18 protein-coding genes are annotated in these 16,187 nt (G+C 72.7%); 17 read left to right on the forward strand and 1 reads right to left on the reverse strand.

Annotation, left to right across the window (positions count from 1 at the left end):
- Positions 1–488 precede the first annotated feature (488 nt).
- The 5 genes from gtdA (at position 489) to ACLIBK_RS07120 (ending at position 5,430) form a co-directional block, all read left to right on the forward strand.
- Entirely contained in the window at positions 489–1,559 is a 1,071-nt protein-coding gene (gtdA, locus tag ACLIBK_RS07100; protein ID WP_415386539.1) for a gentisate 1,2-dioxygenase, read from the forward strand.
- Positions 1,556–2,269: a MarR family winged helix-turn-helix transcriptional regulator gene (locus tag ACLIBK_RS07105; RefSeq protein WP_415386540.1), complete on the forward strand. Its 714-nt coding sequence runs from the start codon at positions 1,556–1,558 to the stop codon at positions 2,267–2,269. Before gtdA ends, ACLIBK_RS07105 begins: the two co-directional genes overlap by 4 nt.
- The gene (locus ACLIBK_RS07110; protein ID WP_415386541.1) at positions 2,266–3,123 is read left to right on the forward strand and encodes a fumarylacetoacetate hydrolase family protein; all 858 of its coding nucleotides are present in this window, start codon (positions 2,266–2,268) and stop codon (positions 3,121–3,123) included. The genes ACLIBK_RS07105 and ACLIBK_RS07110 overlap by 4 nt, the downstream gene beginning before the upstream one ends.
- A 166-nt stretch (positions 3,124–3,289) precedes the next feature.
- Entirely contained in the window at positions 3,290–4,270 is a 981-nt protein-coding gene (locus ACLIBK_RS07115) for a Bug family tripartite tricarboxylate transporter substrate binding protein (RefSeq protein ID WP_415386542.1), read from the forward strand.
- Between the two features lie 179 nt (positions 4,271–4,449).
- Positions 4,450–5,430, forward strand: a complete 981-nt coding sequence (locus ACLIBK_RS07120; RefSeq protein ID WP_415386543.1) for a Bug family tripartite tricarboxylate transporter substrate binding protein — start codon at positions 4,450–4,452, stop codon at positions 5,428–5,430.
- A 19-nt stretch (positions 5,431–5,449) separates the two neighbouring features.
- Here ACLIBK_RS07120 and ACLIBK_RS07125 read toward each other — a convergent pair whose 3' ends face one another.
- Entirely contained in the window at positions 5,450–6,079 is a 630-nt protein-coding gene (locus ACLIBK_RS07125; protein ID WP_415386544.1) for a metal-dependent hydrolase, read from the reverse strand.
- Positions 6,080–6,424: 345 nt separating this feature from the next.
- Here ACLIBK_RS07125 and ACLIBK_RS07130 point away from each other — a divergent pair, with 345 nt between their 5' ends.
- The 12 genes from ACLIBK_RS07130 to ACLIBK_RS07185 all read left to right on the forward strand — a co-directional run bounded on the left by ACLIBK_RS07130 (position 6,425) and on the right by ACLIBK_RS07185 (position 16,157).
- The gene (locus ACLIBK_RS07130; protein WP_415386545.1) at positions 6,425–6,610 is read left to right on the forward strand and encodes a Flp family type IVb pilin; all 186 of its coding nucleotides are present in this window, start codon (positions 6,425–6,427) and stop codon (positions 6,608–6,610) included.
- Positions 6,611–6,706: 96 nt separating this feature from the next.
- Positions 6,707–7,225: a prepilin peptidase gene (locus ACLIBK_RS07135; RefSeq protein WP_415386546.1), complete on the forward strand. Its 519-nt coding sequence runs from the start codon at positions 6,707–6,709 to the stop codon at positions 7,223–7,225.
- A 6-nt stretch (positions 7,226–7,231) separates the two neighbouring features.
- Positions 7,232–8,086, forward strand: a complete 855-nt coding sequence (gene cpaB / locus ACLIBK_RS07140) for a Flp pilus assembly protein CpaB (protein WP_415386547.1) — start codon at positions 7,232–7,234, stop codon at positions 8,084–8,086.
- Complete coding sequence (locus ACLIBK_RS07145; protein WP_415386548.1) at positions 8,083–9,768, forward strand: type II and III secretion system protein family protein; 1,686 nt, start codon at positions 8,083–8,085, stop codon at positions 9,766–9,768. The genes cpaB and ACLIBK_RS07145 overlap by 4 nt, the downstream gene beginning before the upstream one ends.
- A gap of 11 nt (positions 9,769–9,779) precedes the next feature.
- The gene (locus tag ACLIBK_RS07150; protein WP_415386549.1) at positions 9,780–10,076 is read left to right on the forward strand and encodes a hypothetical protein; all 297 of its coding nucleotides are present in this window, start codon (positions 9,780–9,782) and stop codon (positions 10,074–10,076) included.
- Positions 10,063–11,286, forward strand: coding sequence for an AAA family ATPase (locus ACLIBK_RS07155; RefSeq protein ID WP_415386550.1), 1,224 nt, complete (start codon positions 10,063–10,065; stop codon positions 11,284–11,286). Before ACLIBK_RS07150 ends, ACLIBK_RS07155 begins: the two co-directional genes overlap by 14 nt.
- Positions 11,283–12,683, forward strand: a complete 1,401-nt coding sequence (locus ACLIBK_RS07160; protein ID WP_415386551.1) for a CpaF family protein — start codon at positions 11,283–11,285, stop codon at positions 12,681–12,683. The genes ACLIBK_RS07155 and ACLIBK_RS07160 overlap by 4 nt, the downstream gene beginning before the upstream one ends.
- A complete protein-coding gene (locus tag ACLIBK_RS07165) occupies positions 12,680–13,639 on the forward strand; it encodes a type II secretion system F family protein (RefSeq protein ID WP_415386552.1) in 960 nt (319 codons plus the stop codon). The genes ACLIBK_RS07160 and ACLIBK_RS07165 overlap by 4 nt, the downstream gene beginning before the upstream one ends.
- Positions 13,636–14,553, forward strand: a complete 918-nt coding sequence (locus ACLIBK_RS07170; RefSeq protein ID WP_415386553.1) for a type II secretion system F family protein — start codon at positions 13,636–13,638, stop codon at positions 14,551–14,553. The genes ACLIBK_RS07165 and ACLIBK_RS07170 overlap by 4 nt, the downstream gene beginning before the upstream one ends.
- Before the next feature lie 17 nt (positions 14,554–14,570).
- Positions 14,571–15,137, forward strand: a complete 567-nt coding sequence (locus ACLIBK_RS07175) for a tetratricopeptide repeat protein (RefSeq protein WP_415386554.1) — start codon at positions 14,571–14,573, stop codon at positions 15,135–15,137.
- A complete protein-coding gene (locus tag ACLIBK_RS07180; RefSeq protein WP_415386555.1) occupies positions 15,134–15,598 on the forward strand; it encodes a TadE/TadG family type IV pilus assembly protein in 465 nt (154 codons plus the stop codon). Before ACLIBK_RS07175 ends, ACLIBK_RS07180 begins: the two co-directional genes overlap by 4 nt.
- Positions 15,576–16,157, forward strand: coding sequence for a TadE/TadG family type IV pilus assembly protein (locus tag ACLIBK_RS07185; protein ID WP_415386556.1), 582 nt, complete (start codon positions 15,576–15,578; stop codon positions 16,155–16,157). The genes ACLIBK_RS07180 and ACLIBK_RS07185 overlap by 23 nt, the downstream gene beginning before the upstream one ends.
- Positions 16,158–16,187 lie beyond the last annotated feature (30 nt).

A 16,187-nucleotide genomic window follows, 5' to 3' on the forward strand; every position in this document is an offset into this window, starting at 1 on the left:
GCACGGCGGCGCGAACAGGGCGCCCGGTTATCAGGCTGCCTGCGATGGGGTCAAGGCGGTCAGCCGCGATGGCCGCGCATTTGGGGCTTGCGAAACCCCAAAGGCAGCCTTATCGTTAGCCTACCTAAGCAAAACGTGGTCGGGCGCGGTTCAGAACCACCCGGACCCACTGCGGCGAAGGGGGCCGGCGCGCTGCCGGCCGGGGCGGCTGGGCGGGGCTGACGGTGCCGCGACGGCCGACCTATATCACCGGCGACGCCGTGTCCCGACCTCCGGGCGGCGCGGGCCGGGGCGCCGCCTCCGGGCGGCCGCGTGAGAACGGCGCGACCCGGCCTTTGCCGCGAGGTATGGCCGGTGCGCGCGGCGGGCCCTGGCCTCGGGTGCGGGCCAAGGCCGACGGGGTGAAGGCCCCGACGGTTTCAATCCGGGTGCGCGCGGCCGTGCTTCTCGCCAGGGCCGCGGCGACACCGAGCAGGGAGAGACGGGTTATGGACAACCATCCGCATGATGCCGGCGCGGTTTCGGCCGAGGAACAGGCCAAGCGCCAGGAATTCTACGACCGCATCGACGCGCAATCCATGGCGCCGCTGTGGGAGCGCCTGAAGGGCCTGGTGCCGCCCGAGCCGCGGCCGAGCCCGCGCGCCCATGTGTGGCACTTCGACCAGGTGCGCCCTTACATGATGGAAGCCGGCGCGCTGCTGACCGCCGAGGAAGCCGAGCGCCGCGTGCTGGTGCTGGAAAACCCGGCGATGCCCGGCAAGTCCCGCGCCACCGCCACGCTGTATGCCGGCATCCAGCTGGTGCTGCCCGGCGAGGTCGCGCCGGCGCACCGCCACACCGCGTCCGCGCTGCGCTTCGTGCTGGAAAGCGGCGGCGGCTTCACCGCCGTGGCCGGCGAGAAGACCACGATGCGCACGGGCGACTTCGTGATCACCCCGTCCTGGGCCTGGCACGACCACGGCAACACCTCGTCCGATCCGATCATCTGGATGGACATCCTCGACCTGCCGGTGGTGAACTTCTTCGAGGGCGGCTTTTCCGAGCACCACAACGATGCGGCGCAGTCGATCGGCCGGCCCGAGGACGACTCGCTGAACCGCTACGGCAACGCGCTGCTGCCGATCGAGGCGGAGAGCCCCTTCGGCAAGTCTTCGCCGATCTTCAACTACCCCTTCGAGCGCACCCGCGCCTCGCTGGTGGCGGTGGCCGCGGCCGGCGACCTCGACCCGCACTGGGCGGCGACGCTGAAGTACAGCAACCCGATGGACGGCGGCTGGGCGATGCCCACCATCGCGTCGTGGATGACGCACCTGCCCGCCGGCATGGCGACGCAGGGCATCCGCTCCACCGACGGCATCATCGTGGCGGTGGCCGAAGGGCGCGGCGTGGCGACGATCGGCGACCAGAAGATCCCCTTCGGGCCGCGCGACATCTTCGTGATCCCGAACTGGACGCAGCGTTCCTTCCAGGCGGAAAGCGACTGCTTCCTGTTCTGCTCCTCCGACCGCGTGGCGCAGGAGAAGCTGGGCCTGTACCGCGAGGAGCGTGCCACCGCGTGACGACGGCGCGCGCCACGGCCCGGCGGGCCCGTCCCGCCGGCGGGGCGCGCCCCGCCGGTGCCGCCCTGCCGGATGCAATGCCGGTGGGCGGCGTCGCTCGCCTGCCGGCCGAGGCGCCGGATGCGGGGGAGGCGGCCGTGCCGGCCAGCCTTCCCGCATCCGACTCCGGGCCGGCGGGTGCCGGTTCCGTCGCGCCGGTGCGCGACCTCGTGGGCTTCCAACTGCGCCGCGCGCACACGCTGTTCGCGCTGCACTGGCAGAGCGTGTTCCGCGAGGAGAAGCACCACGTCACCCCCATGCAGGGCGGGATGCTGCTGGCCATCGAGAGCAATCCCGGACTGACCCAGGCGGCGCTGGCGCGGCTGATGGACGTGGAAGGCCCGACCCTGCTGCAATCGGTGGACCGGCTGGAGGGCAACGGCCTGATCCGCCGCGTCCGCCGCGCCGATGACCGCCGCGCCTACGCGCTGCAGCTGACCCCGGCGGGGGAGGAAGCGCTGCTCGCCGTGAAGCGCTTCGTGCCCTTGCGCGAATCCGAGCTGCTGGTGGACCTGTCCGCCGAGGAGCGCGCGACCCTGCTCGACCTGCTGCAGCGCGTGGTGCGCCGCGGCCAGGACGTGCTGGCGCAGTTCGCGCCGCCGCCGGCACGCCCCGCCCCCCGTTCCCGCAACCCACAACCGATCCCAGAAGAACAGGACCAACGCCCATGAAGCTGTGCTTCTTCAACGAGGGGCGCTTCGGCGTCGTCGAGGGTGACCTCGTCAAGGACGTGTCGTCCGTGCTCGACCGGCTGCCGAACTTCCGGCCGCCGCTGCCGCGCTTCGACCCGGTGATCGCAGCACTCCCCGAGCTGCTGCCGGCGATCCGCGACGCCGCCGCCGCCGCCACCGGCGTGCCGCTGGCTTCCGTGCGGCTGCTGCCGCCGGTGGGCAATCCCGGCAAGGTCGTGGCCGCGCCGGTGAACTACGTCGCCCACCTCGACGAGGCGATCGCCGAGCCCGAGACCTTCTCGGCTGCCCACGTGCGCAAGATCCAGGAGAGCGGCCTGTTCCTGAAGGCCACCAGCTCCATCATCGGCGTGCAGGACCCGGTGACGCTGCGCTTCCCCGACCGCCGCAACGACCACGAGATCGAGCTGGTGGCGATCATCGGCAAGGCCGGCACCAACATCTCCGAGGCCGACGCGCTGGACCACGTGGCCGGCTACACGCTGGGCCTGGACATGACGCTGCGCGGCCCCGAGGAGCGCAGCTTCCGCAAGTCGATCGACAGCTACACCGTGCTCGGCCCCTGGCTGGTGACGGCGGACGAGTTCGGCGACCCGGCCGATGTCGAGATCTTCCTGGAAGTGAACGGCGAGCACCGGCAGAAGGCGCGCACCAAGGACCTGATCCTGTCGGTGCGGGCGCTGATCGCCTTCGCCTCCTCCTTCTACACGCTGCAGCCCGGCGACGTGCTGATGACCGGCACGCCGGAAGGCGTGGGCCCGGTGCGCCCGGGCGACACGATCCGCGCCGGCGTGGAGCGCATCGGCACGGTGGAGGTGAGCGTCACCGGCGCCTGAGCGCCAGCGCGCGGCACATAAACTGCCCTGCGCACGCGGCCCGGGAAAATCCGCGGGAGCGTGCGCCAGGGAACGGAATGGCAAGGAGCCCCGTGCCAGATCGCCGTTCATGCCCCGCGGGCATCCGGCCGGCGCGGGGTTCCCGTGTGAAGGAAGAACCTGAGCCATGCTTCGACGTAGACAGATCCTCGGCGGTGCGGCGGCGCTGCCTTTCGCCGCCGGCCTGGCGCAGGCGCAGGGTGGCGGCGCACCCGGCGTGGACGGGCCGGTGACGCTGGTGGTGCCCTATACCCCCGGCACCGGCCACGACATCCTGGCGCGGCTGATGTCGCCCTTCCTGAGCCAGCGGCTCGGGCAGCCCGTGGTGGTGGACAACCGTGCGGGTGCTTCGGGCAATATCGGCTCGCAGCAGGTGACCCGGGCGGCGCCGGACGGGCGGACGCTGCTGGTGCAGGGCAACGCCTTCACCATCAACCCGAGCCTGTACAAGCAGGTCGGCTACGACCCCGTGCGCTCCTTCGTGCCGATCATCGAGCTGACCACGGCCGATTTCGTGCTGGCGGTGAACCCGGACGTGCAGGCAGGCAACGCGCGCGAATTCGCCGAGCTGAGCAAGAAGACCCGCGGCGGGCTGGACTACGCCTCGCCCGGCACCGGCACGCCGCAGCACCTGGGCCTCGCGCTCTTCGCCTCCACGGCGGGGATCGAGATGAACCACGTGCCCTATCGCGGCTCGGCCCCGGCGATCCAGGACCTGATCGGGCGGCGCGTGGCGGCGATGTACCTGCCGGTGCACACGGCGCTGCCGCTGGTGCAGGACGGGCAGATCAAGCTGCTGGCGGTGGGCAGCGAGCAGCGCTCGCGCCTGGCGCCCAACGTGCCGACCATGGCGGAGTCGGGCTTCCCGCAGGCGCAGGTCTTCGGCTGGTACGGCGTGCTGGCCCCGGCCAACATGTCGCCCGCGCTGGTGGCGCGGCTGAACAAGGAGATGAACGACTGGCTGCAACTGCCCGCGACCCAGGACACGCTGCGTGCCCAGGGCATGACGGTGAAGGGCGGCACGCCGGAGGCTTTCGGCGCCGAGATCGCCCGTGACGTGCCCTACTGGGCGGGCGTGATCCAGCGCGCCGGCATCACCGCCGAGTAAGCCGCCCCGGCGGCGGCCGATCCATGCGGGGCTGCGGCTTCCGCATGGATCGGCTGTTCCGGGCTTCACACGGGGACCCAGCTTCCCACTCGCGTCGTGTCAGGTTCCCTGCTATTGCCCGTTCGTTCATGCCGGCGTGGCATCGATGCCCGAACCGGTGTTGCAGGGGGAAGAAACGGATGCCGCATGCCACGTCGCGCCGAGTGCTGCTCGCCGCAGCGGCCGCAACCCTGGCCGCGCCGCGCCTGGGGCGCGCGCAGGATGCCGCGGGCCGGCCGATCCGGCTGATCGTGACCTTTCCGCCCGGCGGCAGCGGCGACATGGTGGCCCGCGTGCTGGCGCCCGGCGTGGGCGAGCGGCTGCGCCAGCCGATCGTGGTCGACAACCGTCCCGGCGCGGGCGGCAATATCGGCATGGATTTCGTGGCCAAGGCGGTGCCGGACGGCACGGTGATCGGCATCGGCGCGGCGGGCGCCATGTCGATCAACGGCAGCATGTACGCCTCCATGCCCTTCGACGCGCAGCGCGACCTGGCGCCGGTGACGATGCTGGCCAGTTCCCCCTTTATCCTGGTGGTGCAGTCGCGCTCCGAGGTGCGGACGCTGCAGGACCTGCTGCGGGTGGCGCGCAGCCGGCCGGACGGGCTGACCATCGCGCATGGCGGCATCGGCAGCACCATGCACATCACCGCCGAGCTGGTGAACCAGCTGGGGCAGGTGAAGATCACGCCGGTGCCGTATCGCGGCGTCGGCCCGTCGCTGACCGCCGTGGTGGCGGGGGATACCGACCTCGCGGTGCTGGACCCGCCGGCGGCGCTGCCGCTGTTGCAGGAAGGCCGGTTGCGCGCCCTGGCCGTGAGCTCGACGCAGCGCTTCGCGGCGCTGCCGGACGTGCCCACCGCGGCGGAAGCGGGGCTGCCGGGCTACGAGACCACGGGCTGGATGGGGCTGGTGGCGCCGGCCCGCACGCCCGAGCCGATCATCGCGCGGCTGAACGAGGCTTTCACCGCCGTGCTGCGGGATCCTACGACGCGCGAACGCTTCGCCACGCTGGGCATGACGCCGGAGCCCGGCACACCCGAGGAGTTCCGCCGCTTCATCGCCAGCGAGACCGCCAAGATGGGGCAGGTGGTGCGCAGCGCGAATATCCGCGCGGAATAGCCGGCCGAGCGCCCGCCGGTCAGGAGCGGGCGCCGCGCGGCGCGTCCGGCGGCATGCGGTTGGTCAGCTGCGGCCGCGGCCGGTCCGCGGCGCGGCCGACGGCCACAGGGGCGGCGCAGCGCGACGCGCTGCCTTCCCACAGACGGCACAGGCCCAGCGTGTTCCAGTCGGCGCGCAAGCTGCCGTTGCCCGCCGCGCCGCAGCCGGCCCAGGCCACGATCAGCGCCACCACCAGCGGCTCGAAGGGGGAGCCGGTGCGGCACAGGGGCAGGGCGTAGGTGCCCTTGATCGGCCAGGCCAGGCGCAGCCCGCCCGGCGTCAGCAGGTCCGCCGCGAGGTGCGACAGGTAGCCCACCACCACGGGCGCCAGCCAGGCGCGCGGCAGGTCCTCGCGCAGCAGCAACAGGCAGCATCCGGCCACGGCCAGCAGGGAATGGGTGATGCCGCGGTGCCCGAACACCTTGCCGATGATGTCGGACACCGGGCGGACCTTCTGCCCGACCCAGGATTTCGGGTGGTCGATATCGGGCAGCAGCCCGCCCAGCACCGCCAGGGCGAGCGAGGCCGGGTTCATCGCCGGCAATCCCAGCCGCGGCGCCGCGACCACCCAGGCCGCCGCGCCGAGCGCCACGTGCGACCCCGCCAGCATCGCGCAAGCATGTCCTTGAAAGCGATTGCAGACACTAAGGTTGAGCTGCGCATCCTACAAGGTTGATTTCGCAGCCCTTGCCGCATCCGTGCCGCGACGGGCGCACGTAACATAGCCGTGACCCGGCATTGGTTAAGCTCACGTTCACGAACCGGGACGTAATCAGGCCGTCATCCGGTGTCCACGCCCTGAATCGGTGCCGGTCGAAGTGCCTGATGAGACGGAGCGACCCGGGCAAACATCCCGGGCAGGGCCGCATCGAACTGGCCGGATGCTCCTTGGGCAGGATGCCCTCCAACCACCGCCCCCCGGTGACGCCGCGGCGCACCGAACTGGAGAGCAAGCATGATTTCTTCCCTCGTCGCCTCGCTGGCCGTTCTGCGCAACGACAAGCGCGGCGTCACCGCGATGGAATACGGGCTGATCGCCGCGCTGGTGGCCGTGGCCATCACCGCCGGCCTGACCAGCGTCGGCTCCAGCATGGGCGCGCTGTTCACCAGCATCGGCACCAAGCTCGGCGTGACGATGTAAGCACGCGCCGCGGAACGGGCCGTGCGGCCCGTTCCGCCCGTTGATCGAACCGCCGCTAACGGTTCCGCAAGGCGACTCCCGGCAGGATCACCGCCCATGGACGCCGAAACCCCCGTTCCGCAGATCCTGGCCCTTTCCGCCCTCCTGCCGCTCGGCTGGGCCGCGGCGCAGGATGTCGCCACCCGCACCATCCCCGACCGCGCCACGCTGGCGGTGGCCGCGCTCGGCCTCGCCGCCCGGGCGGGCGAGGGCGGTTCGGCGCTGGCCGCCGCGGCAATGGCCGCGACCCTGGTGTTTGCTGCCGGCGCGCTGCTGTGGTGGCGCGGGCTGCTGGGCGGCGGCGATGCCAAGCTGCTGCCCGCGGTGGCGCTGCTGCTGCCGCCCTTCGCCGTGCCCGGGCTGCTGCTGAACGTGGCCATGGCCGGCGGGGTGCTGGCGCTGCTCTATCTTCTCCTCGCGCCCTGGGTGGCGCCCGTTCCGGCCCAGCCCGGCGGCACGCTGCTGCGGCGTGTCTGGGCGGCGGAAGCGCGTCGCCTGCGTCGGCGCGGGCCGTTGCCCTACGGCGTCGCCATCGCGCTGGGCACCGGGCTGGCCCTGTCCGGCCAGGGGGCCTGAACCGCGATGATCGGCCGCCTGCTCATCATCGTGCTAGTCGTGGTCAGCGCCGTCGGCGTGGTGGTGGTGGCCATGCTGCCCGGCGCACCGCCCGAGGTCGCCGAGGCCGCCGCGGCACCGCCGCCGGCGCGGGTGGCCGTGCTGGTGGCCGCACGCCCCGTGCCCGGCGGCACCCTGCTGAAGCCCGAGGACCTCGGCACGCGGGAGGTCGAGTTAGCCGACCTGCCGGACAGCGCGCTGCGCGACACGGTGGATGCGCGGACCGGCGCGATCGGCGCCATGCTGCGCCGTTCCCTGGCGCAGAACGAGCCGATCCGCGCCGAGGCGCTGCTGCGCCCGGGCGAGCACGGTTTCCTGGCCGCGGTGCTGGGCGCGGGGATGCGCGCCGTGACGGTGGGGGTGGATGCGGTCAGCGGCACGGCCGGGCTGATCTGGCCGGGCGACCGCGTGGACCTGATCCTGACCCAGGCGCTGGAAGAGCGCGACCAGGCCATGTCCCGCCGCGTGGTGGGCGAGCAGGTGCTGGCCAATGTGCGCGTGATCGCGGTGGACCGGTCCCTGGTGCAGGGCGCGCAGCCCGGCGGGTTCGACGTGAACAACGGCGGCAACCGCACCGTCACCATGGAAGTCTCGCCGACCGAAGCGACGCGGGTGGCGGTGGCCTCCCGACTCGGGCGGCTGTCGCTGTCCGTGCGCGCCGCTGGCACGCCGGCGCTGGAAGCGGCCGATGCGCGCCCGGTCTGGGCCGGGGACGTCAGCCCGGCCCTGCTGCGCGGCGCGGCGGTGGGCGCGGCCCCCACCGGCAGCACGGTGCGCGTGTTCAAGGGCACCGAGAACCCGCAGGAGGTTCAGTTCCGATGATCCCATGCCGCGGGCGACAAAACGCCGCCGCGCTTTCGCCCCGCTTCGGCACCCCGGGCGTGCTGCAGGGCGGGCTGCTCGCGCTGCTGCTGCTGGGCGGTGTGCCTGCCCGGGCGCAGCAGCCCCAGGATGCGGAGCCGGTAACGGTGCTGCCGCCGTTGCCGCCCTTGCCGGGCGCGTCCCGGGCGCCGCTGCTGCTGCCCTTGTCGAGCGCGCTGCCGCCGGCGAGCGGGCGCGCCGCCCCAGCGCGCGGCGGCGACCTGCGATTGCTGGACGGCATGGCCGCACGCCCGCCGGTGCTGCGGGATGCGGATGCCCTGCCGGAGCCGCGGATCACGAGTGCCGCGGCCGAGGCGCCGTTGCAGCGGCTGCTGCTGGAAGCCGGGCAGGGACGGCTGATCAGCCTGCCCGGCGCCGCCGCTTCGCTGTTCGCCGCGGATCCCCGCGTGGCGGAGCTGCGCCCGGCCAGCCCTTCCACCGTGTTCGTGCTGGGCACCGGGCCGGGCCGCACCACCCTGGCCGCCATCGATGAGGCCGGGCGTCCGCTGGCGCAGTGGGAGGTGACGGTGCGCGTGTCCACCGCGCTGATGGGCGAGTTGCAGAACACGCTGCGGCGCGGCTTTCCCGGCGGCAACCTGCGGGTGGATGCCGGCACCACCGGCGTGGTGCTGACCGGTGACGTATCCACCGCCGCGGAAGCCGAGCGCGCCGTGGCGCTGCTGCGCACCCGGCTGGACGAGAAGATGCCGGTGGAGAATCGGTTGAGCGTGATCGGCAGCACGCAGGTCAACCTGCGCGTCCGCATCGCCGAGGTGAACCGCGAGGTGACCCGGCAGCTCGGCATCAACTGGTCGGCGCTGGGCGGGGTGGGGCGGATCGGCACGGCGCTGGCCGTGGCGGGCGCCGGGCCGGCGGGCATCGCCTTCGCGACCCAGAACTCGGCGCTGGATCTGACCAGCCCGGCGGACCTGTTCGGCGTCGGCATCCGCACGGGCGCGCAGGGCCTGCGCGACATCAACGCAGTGATCGACGCCCTGGCGCAGGACCGGCTGATCACCATCCTGGCCGAGCCGAACCTGACGGCGCAGACCGGCGAGACGGCATCCTTCCTGGCGGGCGGCGAGTTCCCCATCCCCGTCAGCCAGCGCGACAACCAGGTCAGCATCGAGTTCAAGCAGTTCGGCGTCAGCCTGGCCTTCGTGCCGACGGTGCTGGGCGAAGGGCGCATCGCCTTGCGCGTGCGGCCGGAGGTGAGCGAACTGTCTGACACCGGGGCGGTGCGGCTGCTGAGCGGCAACAACAACACCGTCACCATCCCGTCGCTATCGGTGCGGCGGGCGGAAACCACGGTGGAGCTGGGCAGCGGCCAGTCCTTCGCGATCGCCGGGCTGCTGCAGGACAACAGCCGACAGACCGGGCGCGGCCTGCCCTTCCTGGGCGAGGTTCCCGTGCTGGGCGCGCTGTTCCGGTCCGACCGCTACCAGCGCAACGAGACGGAGCTGGTGATCATCGTCACGCCCTATCTCGTGCGTCCCACCGGCGGACCGCGCGCGCTGGCGGCGCCCACGGACGGCTACGTGCCGCCCAACGACGTGGAGCGCATCCTGCTGCTGCGGCAGACCGGGCGCGGCCGGCCGGCGCCGCCGCACCTGCCGGGCAATGTCGGCTTCGTGCTGGATTGAGGAGCCCGGCGATGCGCAAGCTGCTGCTGCTTTCCCTGCTGGCCGGCACCGTGACCGGCTGCCAGGCCACCGATCCCTACAACGCACCGGGGCACTGGCGTCCGCGCGGTGCCAACGACGCCAACCTGCGCGCCATGCTGGCCGACCCCGCGCATCTCGATCGCGGTGCGTCCTCGCCGCGCGCGGAAGGGCAGATGGCGACGCAGGCCGTGGGACGGCTGCGCCAGGGCCGGGTGCGGCCGCTGCCGGCCTCCGGCGTGGCACGGATCAACTCCACGGGTTCGGGGGACGGCAATGCCGCCCAGTGACGCCGCGGTCGCCACGCCCGGCGGCGCGGGCGCCGAACGGCCGTCGCTGCTGGCCTTCGTGGTGGATGCGGAAAGCGACGCGGTGCTGCGCGAGGCGCTGCTGTCGGAGGCCGGGGAAGGTGCGGAGGTGCGTCGCGGCGACCTGCAGGCCGCGGCCCGCGCGCTGCGCAAGGGCATCACGCCGCGGGCGCTGGTGGTGGACGTATCCGGGCTGGACCAGCCGCTGACCGCGCTGGAAGAATTGTCGCAGGTGGTGGAGCCCGACGTGCGCGTGCTGGTGGTGGGGGAGCGGCAGGACGCTTCCTTCTACCGGCAGGTGACGCGCGGGCTGGGCGTGCTGGAATACCTGTACAAGCCGCTGTCGCACGAGATGGTGGCGCGGCACTTCGCCGGCTTCGTGCGCGGGGCCGCGGAAGCCTCGCCCGACGTGTACCTGCGGGGTGGGCGGGTAATCGCGGTGACGGGGGTGCGCGGCGGCGTCGGGGCGACCACGGTGGCCAGCAACCTCGCCTGGCACCTGGCGGAACAGGCGCGGCGGCACACGGCGCTGCTGGACTGCGACCTGCACGGCGGCAGCACGGCGCTGCTGCTGGGGGCCAAGACCACCAACGGGTTGCGCGTGGCGCTGGAACATCCCGACCGCGTCGACGAACTGTTCGTGGAGCGCACGGCGCAGCCGGTGGGCGAGCGGCTCTTTGTGCTGGCGGCGGAGGAGAAGCTGCTGGACGAGCCGCACGCGGTCCCGGGCGCGACGTCGCGACTGGTGAACATGCTGCGCCGGCGCTTCAACTTTGTGGTGGTGGACCTGCCGGCGCGGGCAACGCTGATGTCGCGCGACGTGCTGGACCTGGCGCACCAGCGGGTGCTGGTGACCGACCCCTCCCTGGCCGGGGCGCGGGAGGTGCTGCGCTATGCCGGCCTGCCCAACGCCCCGATGCAGGCCCGGCGGGCGCTGATCGTGCTCAACCGCGCCAACCAGACGGGCGGGCTGAACCGGCAGCAGATGGTGCAGGCCCTGGGCAGCGAGCCCGACCTGCAGATCCCCTGGCTGCCCAAGCTGGTGCCCGCGGCGGCCGACCTCGGCGAGCCGGCGGCCGCCAAGCGGAGCGGCTTCCGCGACGGCATCGAGCAGCTGGCGCGCGAGGTTGCCTCGGTCGGCTCTGCCGAGCCGGCGGCGAAGCGCGGCCTGTTCCGGAAGCTCTTCGCGTGAGCGGCACGGTGCGCACCGCCTTCGGGCGACGGGCGTCGGAAGCGCCGGCCAGCGTGACAGCGGCGGTTCCGGTCGCGTCGGAAGCGCCGTTGCCGCCTCCGCGGCCGGAGCGGACGCCGGAGCCGGCAGCGGGGCCGCCGCGGGCGCGCTCGGAGTTGCGGGCGCTGTGCCTGACGCGCATCGACCCCGCCACGGTGGCGACGCTGAGCCCCGAGGCGCTGATGGGCGAGGTGGAGCGGATCATCGCCGAGATCGCCGACGCGCAGCGCATCGGTCTCTCGGGGCGAGAGCAGCGGGAACTCGCGGCGGAGCTCGTGGACGACATGCTCGGGCTGGGGCCGCTGGCGCCGCTGCTCGAGGACGAAACGATCACCGACATCATGGTGAACGGGCCTTACCGCGTCTTCGTGGAACAGCGCGGCAAGGTGTCGCTGTCGCCGGCGCGGTTCCGCGACAACGCGCATCTGGGCGGCATCGCGCAGCGCATCGCCGCGGCGGTGGGGCGGCGCATCGACGAGTCCAGCCCGATGGTGGATGCGCGGCTGGCCGATGGGTCCCGCGTCAACATCGTGTTCCCGCCGCTGGCGCTGAACGGTCCCTGCCTGTCCATCCGCAAGTTCGCCAAGCGCAAGGTGGATTTCGCGCAGATGGTGATCAACGGTTCCGTGCCGCCGGCCATGGCGCGGGTGCTGGAGATCGCGGCGCGCTGCCGGCTGAACGTGATCGTCTCGGGCGGCACGGGGTCGGGCAAGACCACCATGCTCAACGCGTTGTCGCGGCTGATCGCGCTGGACGAGCGCATCGTCACGGTGGAGGACGCGGCGGAGCTGCAGCTGCAGCAGCCGCACGTGGTGCGGCTGGAAACCCGCCCCGCCAACCTGGAAGGCCGCGGCGAGATCAACCAGCGCGACCTCGTGCGCAATGCACTGCGGATGCGGCCCGACCGCATCATCCTGGGCGAGTGCCGCGGTGCCGAGGCTTTCGACATGCTGCAGGCCATGAACACCGGCCACGACGGCTCGATGAGCACCATCCACGCCAACAACACGCGCGACGCGGTGACGCGGGTGGAGAACATGGTGCTGATGGGGCAGGCCAACCTGCCCGGGCGCGCCATCCGTACACAGATCGTGTCGGCTGTGGACCTGATCGTGCAGGTGGAGCGGATGCGCGACGGCGTGCGCCGCGTGATCCAGCTGACGGAGGTGCAGGGGCTGGAAGGCGACGTCGTGGTGCTGCACGACATCTTCCAGTGGGTCTACGAGGGCGAGGACCTCGACGGCAAGCTGAAGGGTTCCTACCGGATCAGCCGCGCCCGCCCGGCCTTCGCGCCGCGCTTGGCCTATTTCGAGCTGGAGCGCGCCTGGATGGCGGCGCTGGAGACCGCCGAGGGATGAGGGCGGCGCTGCTGCTGCTGTTCGGGCTGGTTCTGGCCGGGGCGCTCGTGGCAGCCGGGCTGCGCCTGTTGTCCGGCAGCGGCCCGAACCGCAAGCTGGCGGTGCGCATCGCCAACGTGTCGCGCCCTTATGCGCGGGTGCGGCCGGTGGGGGAGGCGGTGAAGCGCCGGGTCGGACCTTCCGTGCTGCCGCCGGCGGTGCAGGCGGCGATCACGCTGCTGTTCGGCCCGCAGCCGGAACGGCGGGACCAGTATCCCGCGGCCCCGGCGCTGCTGGTGGCGGCGTCGCTGATCCCGGCGATCCTGCTGGGCTTCTATGCCGCCACGCTGTTCGGCAGCTGGGCGCGGCTGCTGGCGATCCCGGGCTGGTGCCTGTGCTCGCGCTTCCTGTTCGGGCGCATCCACGGCAGGCGCTCGGCGGCGCTGTACCGGCAGTTGCCGGACAGCCTGGCGATGGTGGTGCGGGCGGTGCGGGCGGGCATCCCGGTGGTGGAGGCGCTGCGCACGGTGGGGCGCGAGGTGCCCGACCCCACGGGGACGGAGTTCCGCAACCTGAGCGACCAGATCGCCATCGGCATCAGCCTGGATGTCGCCCTGCGGCGGCTGGCGCAGCGTTCGGGGCTGGCGGAATACAGCTTCTTCGCCGTGGCGCTGACGCTGCAGAACGCCGCCGGCGGCAACCTGACGGAAACGCTGGACAACCTCGCCGACGTGGTGCGCAAGCGCGTGGCGACGCAGCAGCGCGGCGTGGCGCTGGCCAGCCAGGCCAAGGCCAGCGCCTATATCCTGTCGGCCGTGCCGGTGGTGACCACGCTGGCGTTGGCCTTCATCAACCCGAAATACCTCGTGCTGCTGTTCGAGGACCCGCGCGGGCAGGTGATCTTCGCGGCCGCGGTGGGCTCCCTGTGCGGCGGCCTGGGCGTGATGCACATGATCATCAAGCGGAGCCTGTCGTGACCCGCGCCGTGGCGCTGCCGCTGCTGCTGGGCGTGCTGGTGCTGGCCGCGCTGGCGATCGCGGTGCTGCTGCCGCGCCTGAAGCGGGAAGCCCGCATGGCCGAGCGGCTGCGGGCGCTGAACCGCGAGCAGGCGCCTTCGCAACGGTCGCACGAGGCGGTGGCGCGGCTGCTGCGCGGGATCGGACAGGGCATCCTGGCCACCGGGCTGCTGCGCGGGAAGACCTTGCAGGAGCTGCGGCAGACCGTGGCGGCGGCGGGCTTCCGCGGCACCGCCGCGGTGGCGGTGTTCGTGGGGGCCAAGGCGGTGCTGTTCCTGGGCCTGCCGCTGGCGGCGCTGCTGCTGACCGAAGGCTCGGGCGGCTTCAACCGGCTGCTGGTGGTGCTGGGCGCGGCGGTGGCCGGGTTGCTGGCGCCGGACTACGCGCTGCGCAACATGCGCGGCCGGCACCGCGCGGCGGTGGAGAAGGGCCTGCCCGACGCTCTGGACCTGATGGTGATCTGCGCCGAGGCCGGGTTGCCGCTGGAAGCCGCGGTGGACCGCGTGTCGGCCGAGATGGCCGAGAGCAGCCCCGCCGTGTCGGCCGAGTTCTCCACCACGGCCACCGAGCTGCGCATCCTGTCGGACCGCCGCACCGCGCTGCTCAACATGGGCGACCGCACCGGGCTGGAGCCGCTGCGCCGCCTGGGCGGCACGCTGGCGCAAACGCTGCAATACGGCACGCCGCTGACCCAGGCACTGCGCGTGCTGGCCTCCGAGTTGCGGCACGAAACGCTGATGCGGTTCGAGGCGCGGGCGGCGCGGCTGCCGGCGCTGCTGACCCTGCCGACCATCCTGTTCATCCTGCCCTGCATCTTCCTGGTGGTGGGCGGACCCGCGCTGTTGCAGGTGATGGACCTGCTGCGCGGACCATGACGCGGAGGATCCCGTTCATGCGACCCTGGCTGCTGCTTCCCCTTCTCGCGCTGGTGGCCTGTTCTGGCAGCGGTGGGTCACCCTCGCTCACGGTGGGCGCGCCGGGCACGGCGACGGCTGCGGCCGCGCCGGACGGGCGGGCGCTGCTGGTGGGCATCGCGCGTGCCAAGCTGCGGGATGGCGACGCGGCGGGGGCCGAGACGGCCTTTCGTACGGCGGTGGAAGCGCTGCCGCGCGATGCCGCGGCGCGAAACGGGCTGGGCGTGTCGCTGGACCTCCAGGGACGGCATGACCAGGCGCAGGCGAGCTATCGCGAAGCCCTGGCGATCGAGCCCGGGAATGCCGGGGCGCGCAACAACCTCGCTTTGTCGCTGGCGCTGTCCGGGCGGGCGCCGGAAGCGGTGGGCATGCTGGAACCATTGGCAGCGGCGCCGGGGGCCAGCGACCGCAGCCGGCACAACCTCGCCGTGGCCTATGCGGCGCGGGGCGACGTGGCGCGGGCTTCGCGCCTGTTGGCGCCGGAGTTGGGCAGCAGCAGCGACAGCGCGGCCGCGGCCTGGCGCGCGGCCCTGGCGGGAACGTGAGGCGCGGCGCGCGCCGGGGCGTCGCGGCGCTGGAATTCGGGCTGCTGGCGCCGGTGCTGGTGACCCTGTTCTGCGCGATCCTGGAATATTCCTTCCAGGAGCTGACGGCGGCGACGCTGGACATGGGCATGCGCGAGGCTAGCCGCTTCGGCGCCACCGGGGCGCTGAAGCCGGACTGGCTGACCGGCACGCCGCCCGCGACGCGCGAGGAAGCGATCCGCCGCGTGGTGCTGCATTACGGCAGCCCCGTGCTGAAGTCGGAGGGGCTGGTGATTTCCACCACCCTGCTGAGCAATGCGGGCCGCAACACAGCGGGTGGCAGCGGCGACCTGGTGCTGTACCGGCTGGACTACACGCAGCCTTTCCTGACGCCGCTGGCGGTGCTAGTGACGGGGCGCCGCGCCACCGCCCATCACCGCAGCACCACGGTGATCCGCAATGAACCCTTTCCCACGTCGTAAGTCGCACCGTCGCCGTGACCGGCGCGGCGTGGCGGCGGTGGAGTTCGCGCTGGTGCTGCCGATCCTCGCCCTGGTGGCCGTAGCGGTCGTGGATGTGGTGGATTTCCTGCGCGTGTCGATGCGGCTGGAGCGTACGGCGGGCGAGGTGGCCAACCTGATGGCGCAGTACGAGACGCTGAAGGCCGAGGACGTCACCGCGCTGTTCGACGTCGCGCGGCAGATCGCCGCGCCTTACGGCGTCACGGCCACCGCCGGCAAAGTATACCTGACCAGCTGCGGCAATCTCGGCAGCGGCGTCCAGTCGCTCGGGCAGAGTTCCGCCGGCTCCTACAACGTCCGGTCCGCCGTGGTGTGCGAGGGGCAGACGGTGAGGGTACAGCCCTTCAACGCGGAGATCACCCTGGCCTCCGGCCAGGGTGCGGTGCTGGTGGAGGTGTACCTCCGATGGGAACCCTGGGTGCTGTCGCGCCGCTTCTTTCAAGCTCAGGCCTTTAACCAGCTCTGGAGCTTCGCGGTGCAGCGGCCGCGGCTGGTGTCGATCCTGCGGGTGCCCACGTGAGGCGCCTCGGGGCGTGGTGCCGGCCGGGGC

Origin of the sequence: Roseomonas sp. BN140053 (assembly GCF_047690175.1) — a bacterium.
Taxonomy (GTDB): Bacteria; Pseudomonadota; Alphaproteobacteria; order Acetobacterales; family Acetobacteraceae; genus Roseomonas.

Coding starts and splice junctions, on each gene's coding strand:
- gtdA (WP_415386539.1), top strand. CDS start 489: ATGGACAACCATCCGCATGATGCCGGCGCGGTTTCGGCCGAGGAACAG.
- ACLIBK_RS07110 (WP_415386541.1), top strand. CDS start 2,266: ATGAAGCTGTGCTTCTTCAACGAGGGGCGCTTCGGCGTCGTCGAGGGT.
- ACLIBK_RS07115 (WP_415386542.1), top strand. CDS start 3,290: ATGCTTCGACGTAGACAGATCCTCGGCGGTGCGGCGGCGCTGCCTTTC.
- ACLIBK_RS07120 (WP_415386543.1), top strand. CDS start 4,450: ATGCCGCATGCCACGTCGCGCCGAGTGCTGCTCGCCGCAGCGGCCGCA.
- ACLIBK_RS07125 (WP_415386544.1), bottom strand. CDS start 6,079: ATGCTGGCGGGGTCGCACGTGGCGCTCGGCGCGGCGGCCTGGGTGGTC.
- ACLIBK_RS07130 (WP_415386545.1), top strand. CDS start 6,425: ATGATTTCTTCCCTCGTCGCCTCGCTGGCCGTTCTGCGCAACGACAAG.
- ACLIBK_RS07135 (WP_415386546.1), top strand. CDS start 6,707: ATGGACGCCGAAACCCCCGTTCCGCAGATCCTGGCCCTTTCCGCCCTC.
- cpaB (WP_415386547.1), top strand. CDS start 7,232: ATGATCGGCCGCCTGCTCATCATCGTGCTAGTCGTGGTCAGCGCCGTC.
- ACLIBK_RS07145 (WP_415386548.1), top strand. CDS start 8,083: ATGATCCCATGCCGCGGGCGACAAAACGCCGCCGCGCTTTCGCCCCGC.
- ACLIBK_RS07150 (WP_415386549.1), top strand. CDS start 9,780: ATGCGCAAGCTGCTGCTGCTTTCCCTGCTGGCCGGCACCGTGACCGGC.
- ACLIBK_RS07155 (WP_415386550.1), top strand. CDS start 10,063: ATGCCGCCCAGTGACGCCGCGGTCGCCACGCCCGGCGGCGCGGGCGCC.
- ACLIBK_RS07165 (WP_415386552.1), top strand. CDS start 12,680: ATGAGGGCGGCGCTGCTGCTGCTGTTCGGGCTGGTTCTGGCCGGGGCG.
- ACLIBK_RS07175 (WP_415386554.1), top strand. CDS start 14,571: ATGCGACCCTGGCTGCTGCTTCCCCTTCTCGCGCTGGTGGCCTGTTCT.
- ACLIBK_RS07185 (WP_415386556.1), top strand. CDS start 15,576: ATGAACCCTTTCCCACGTCGTAAGTCGCACCGTCGCCGTGACCGGCGC.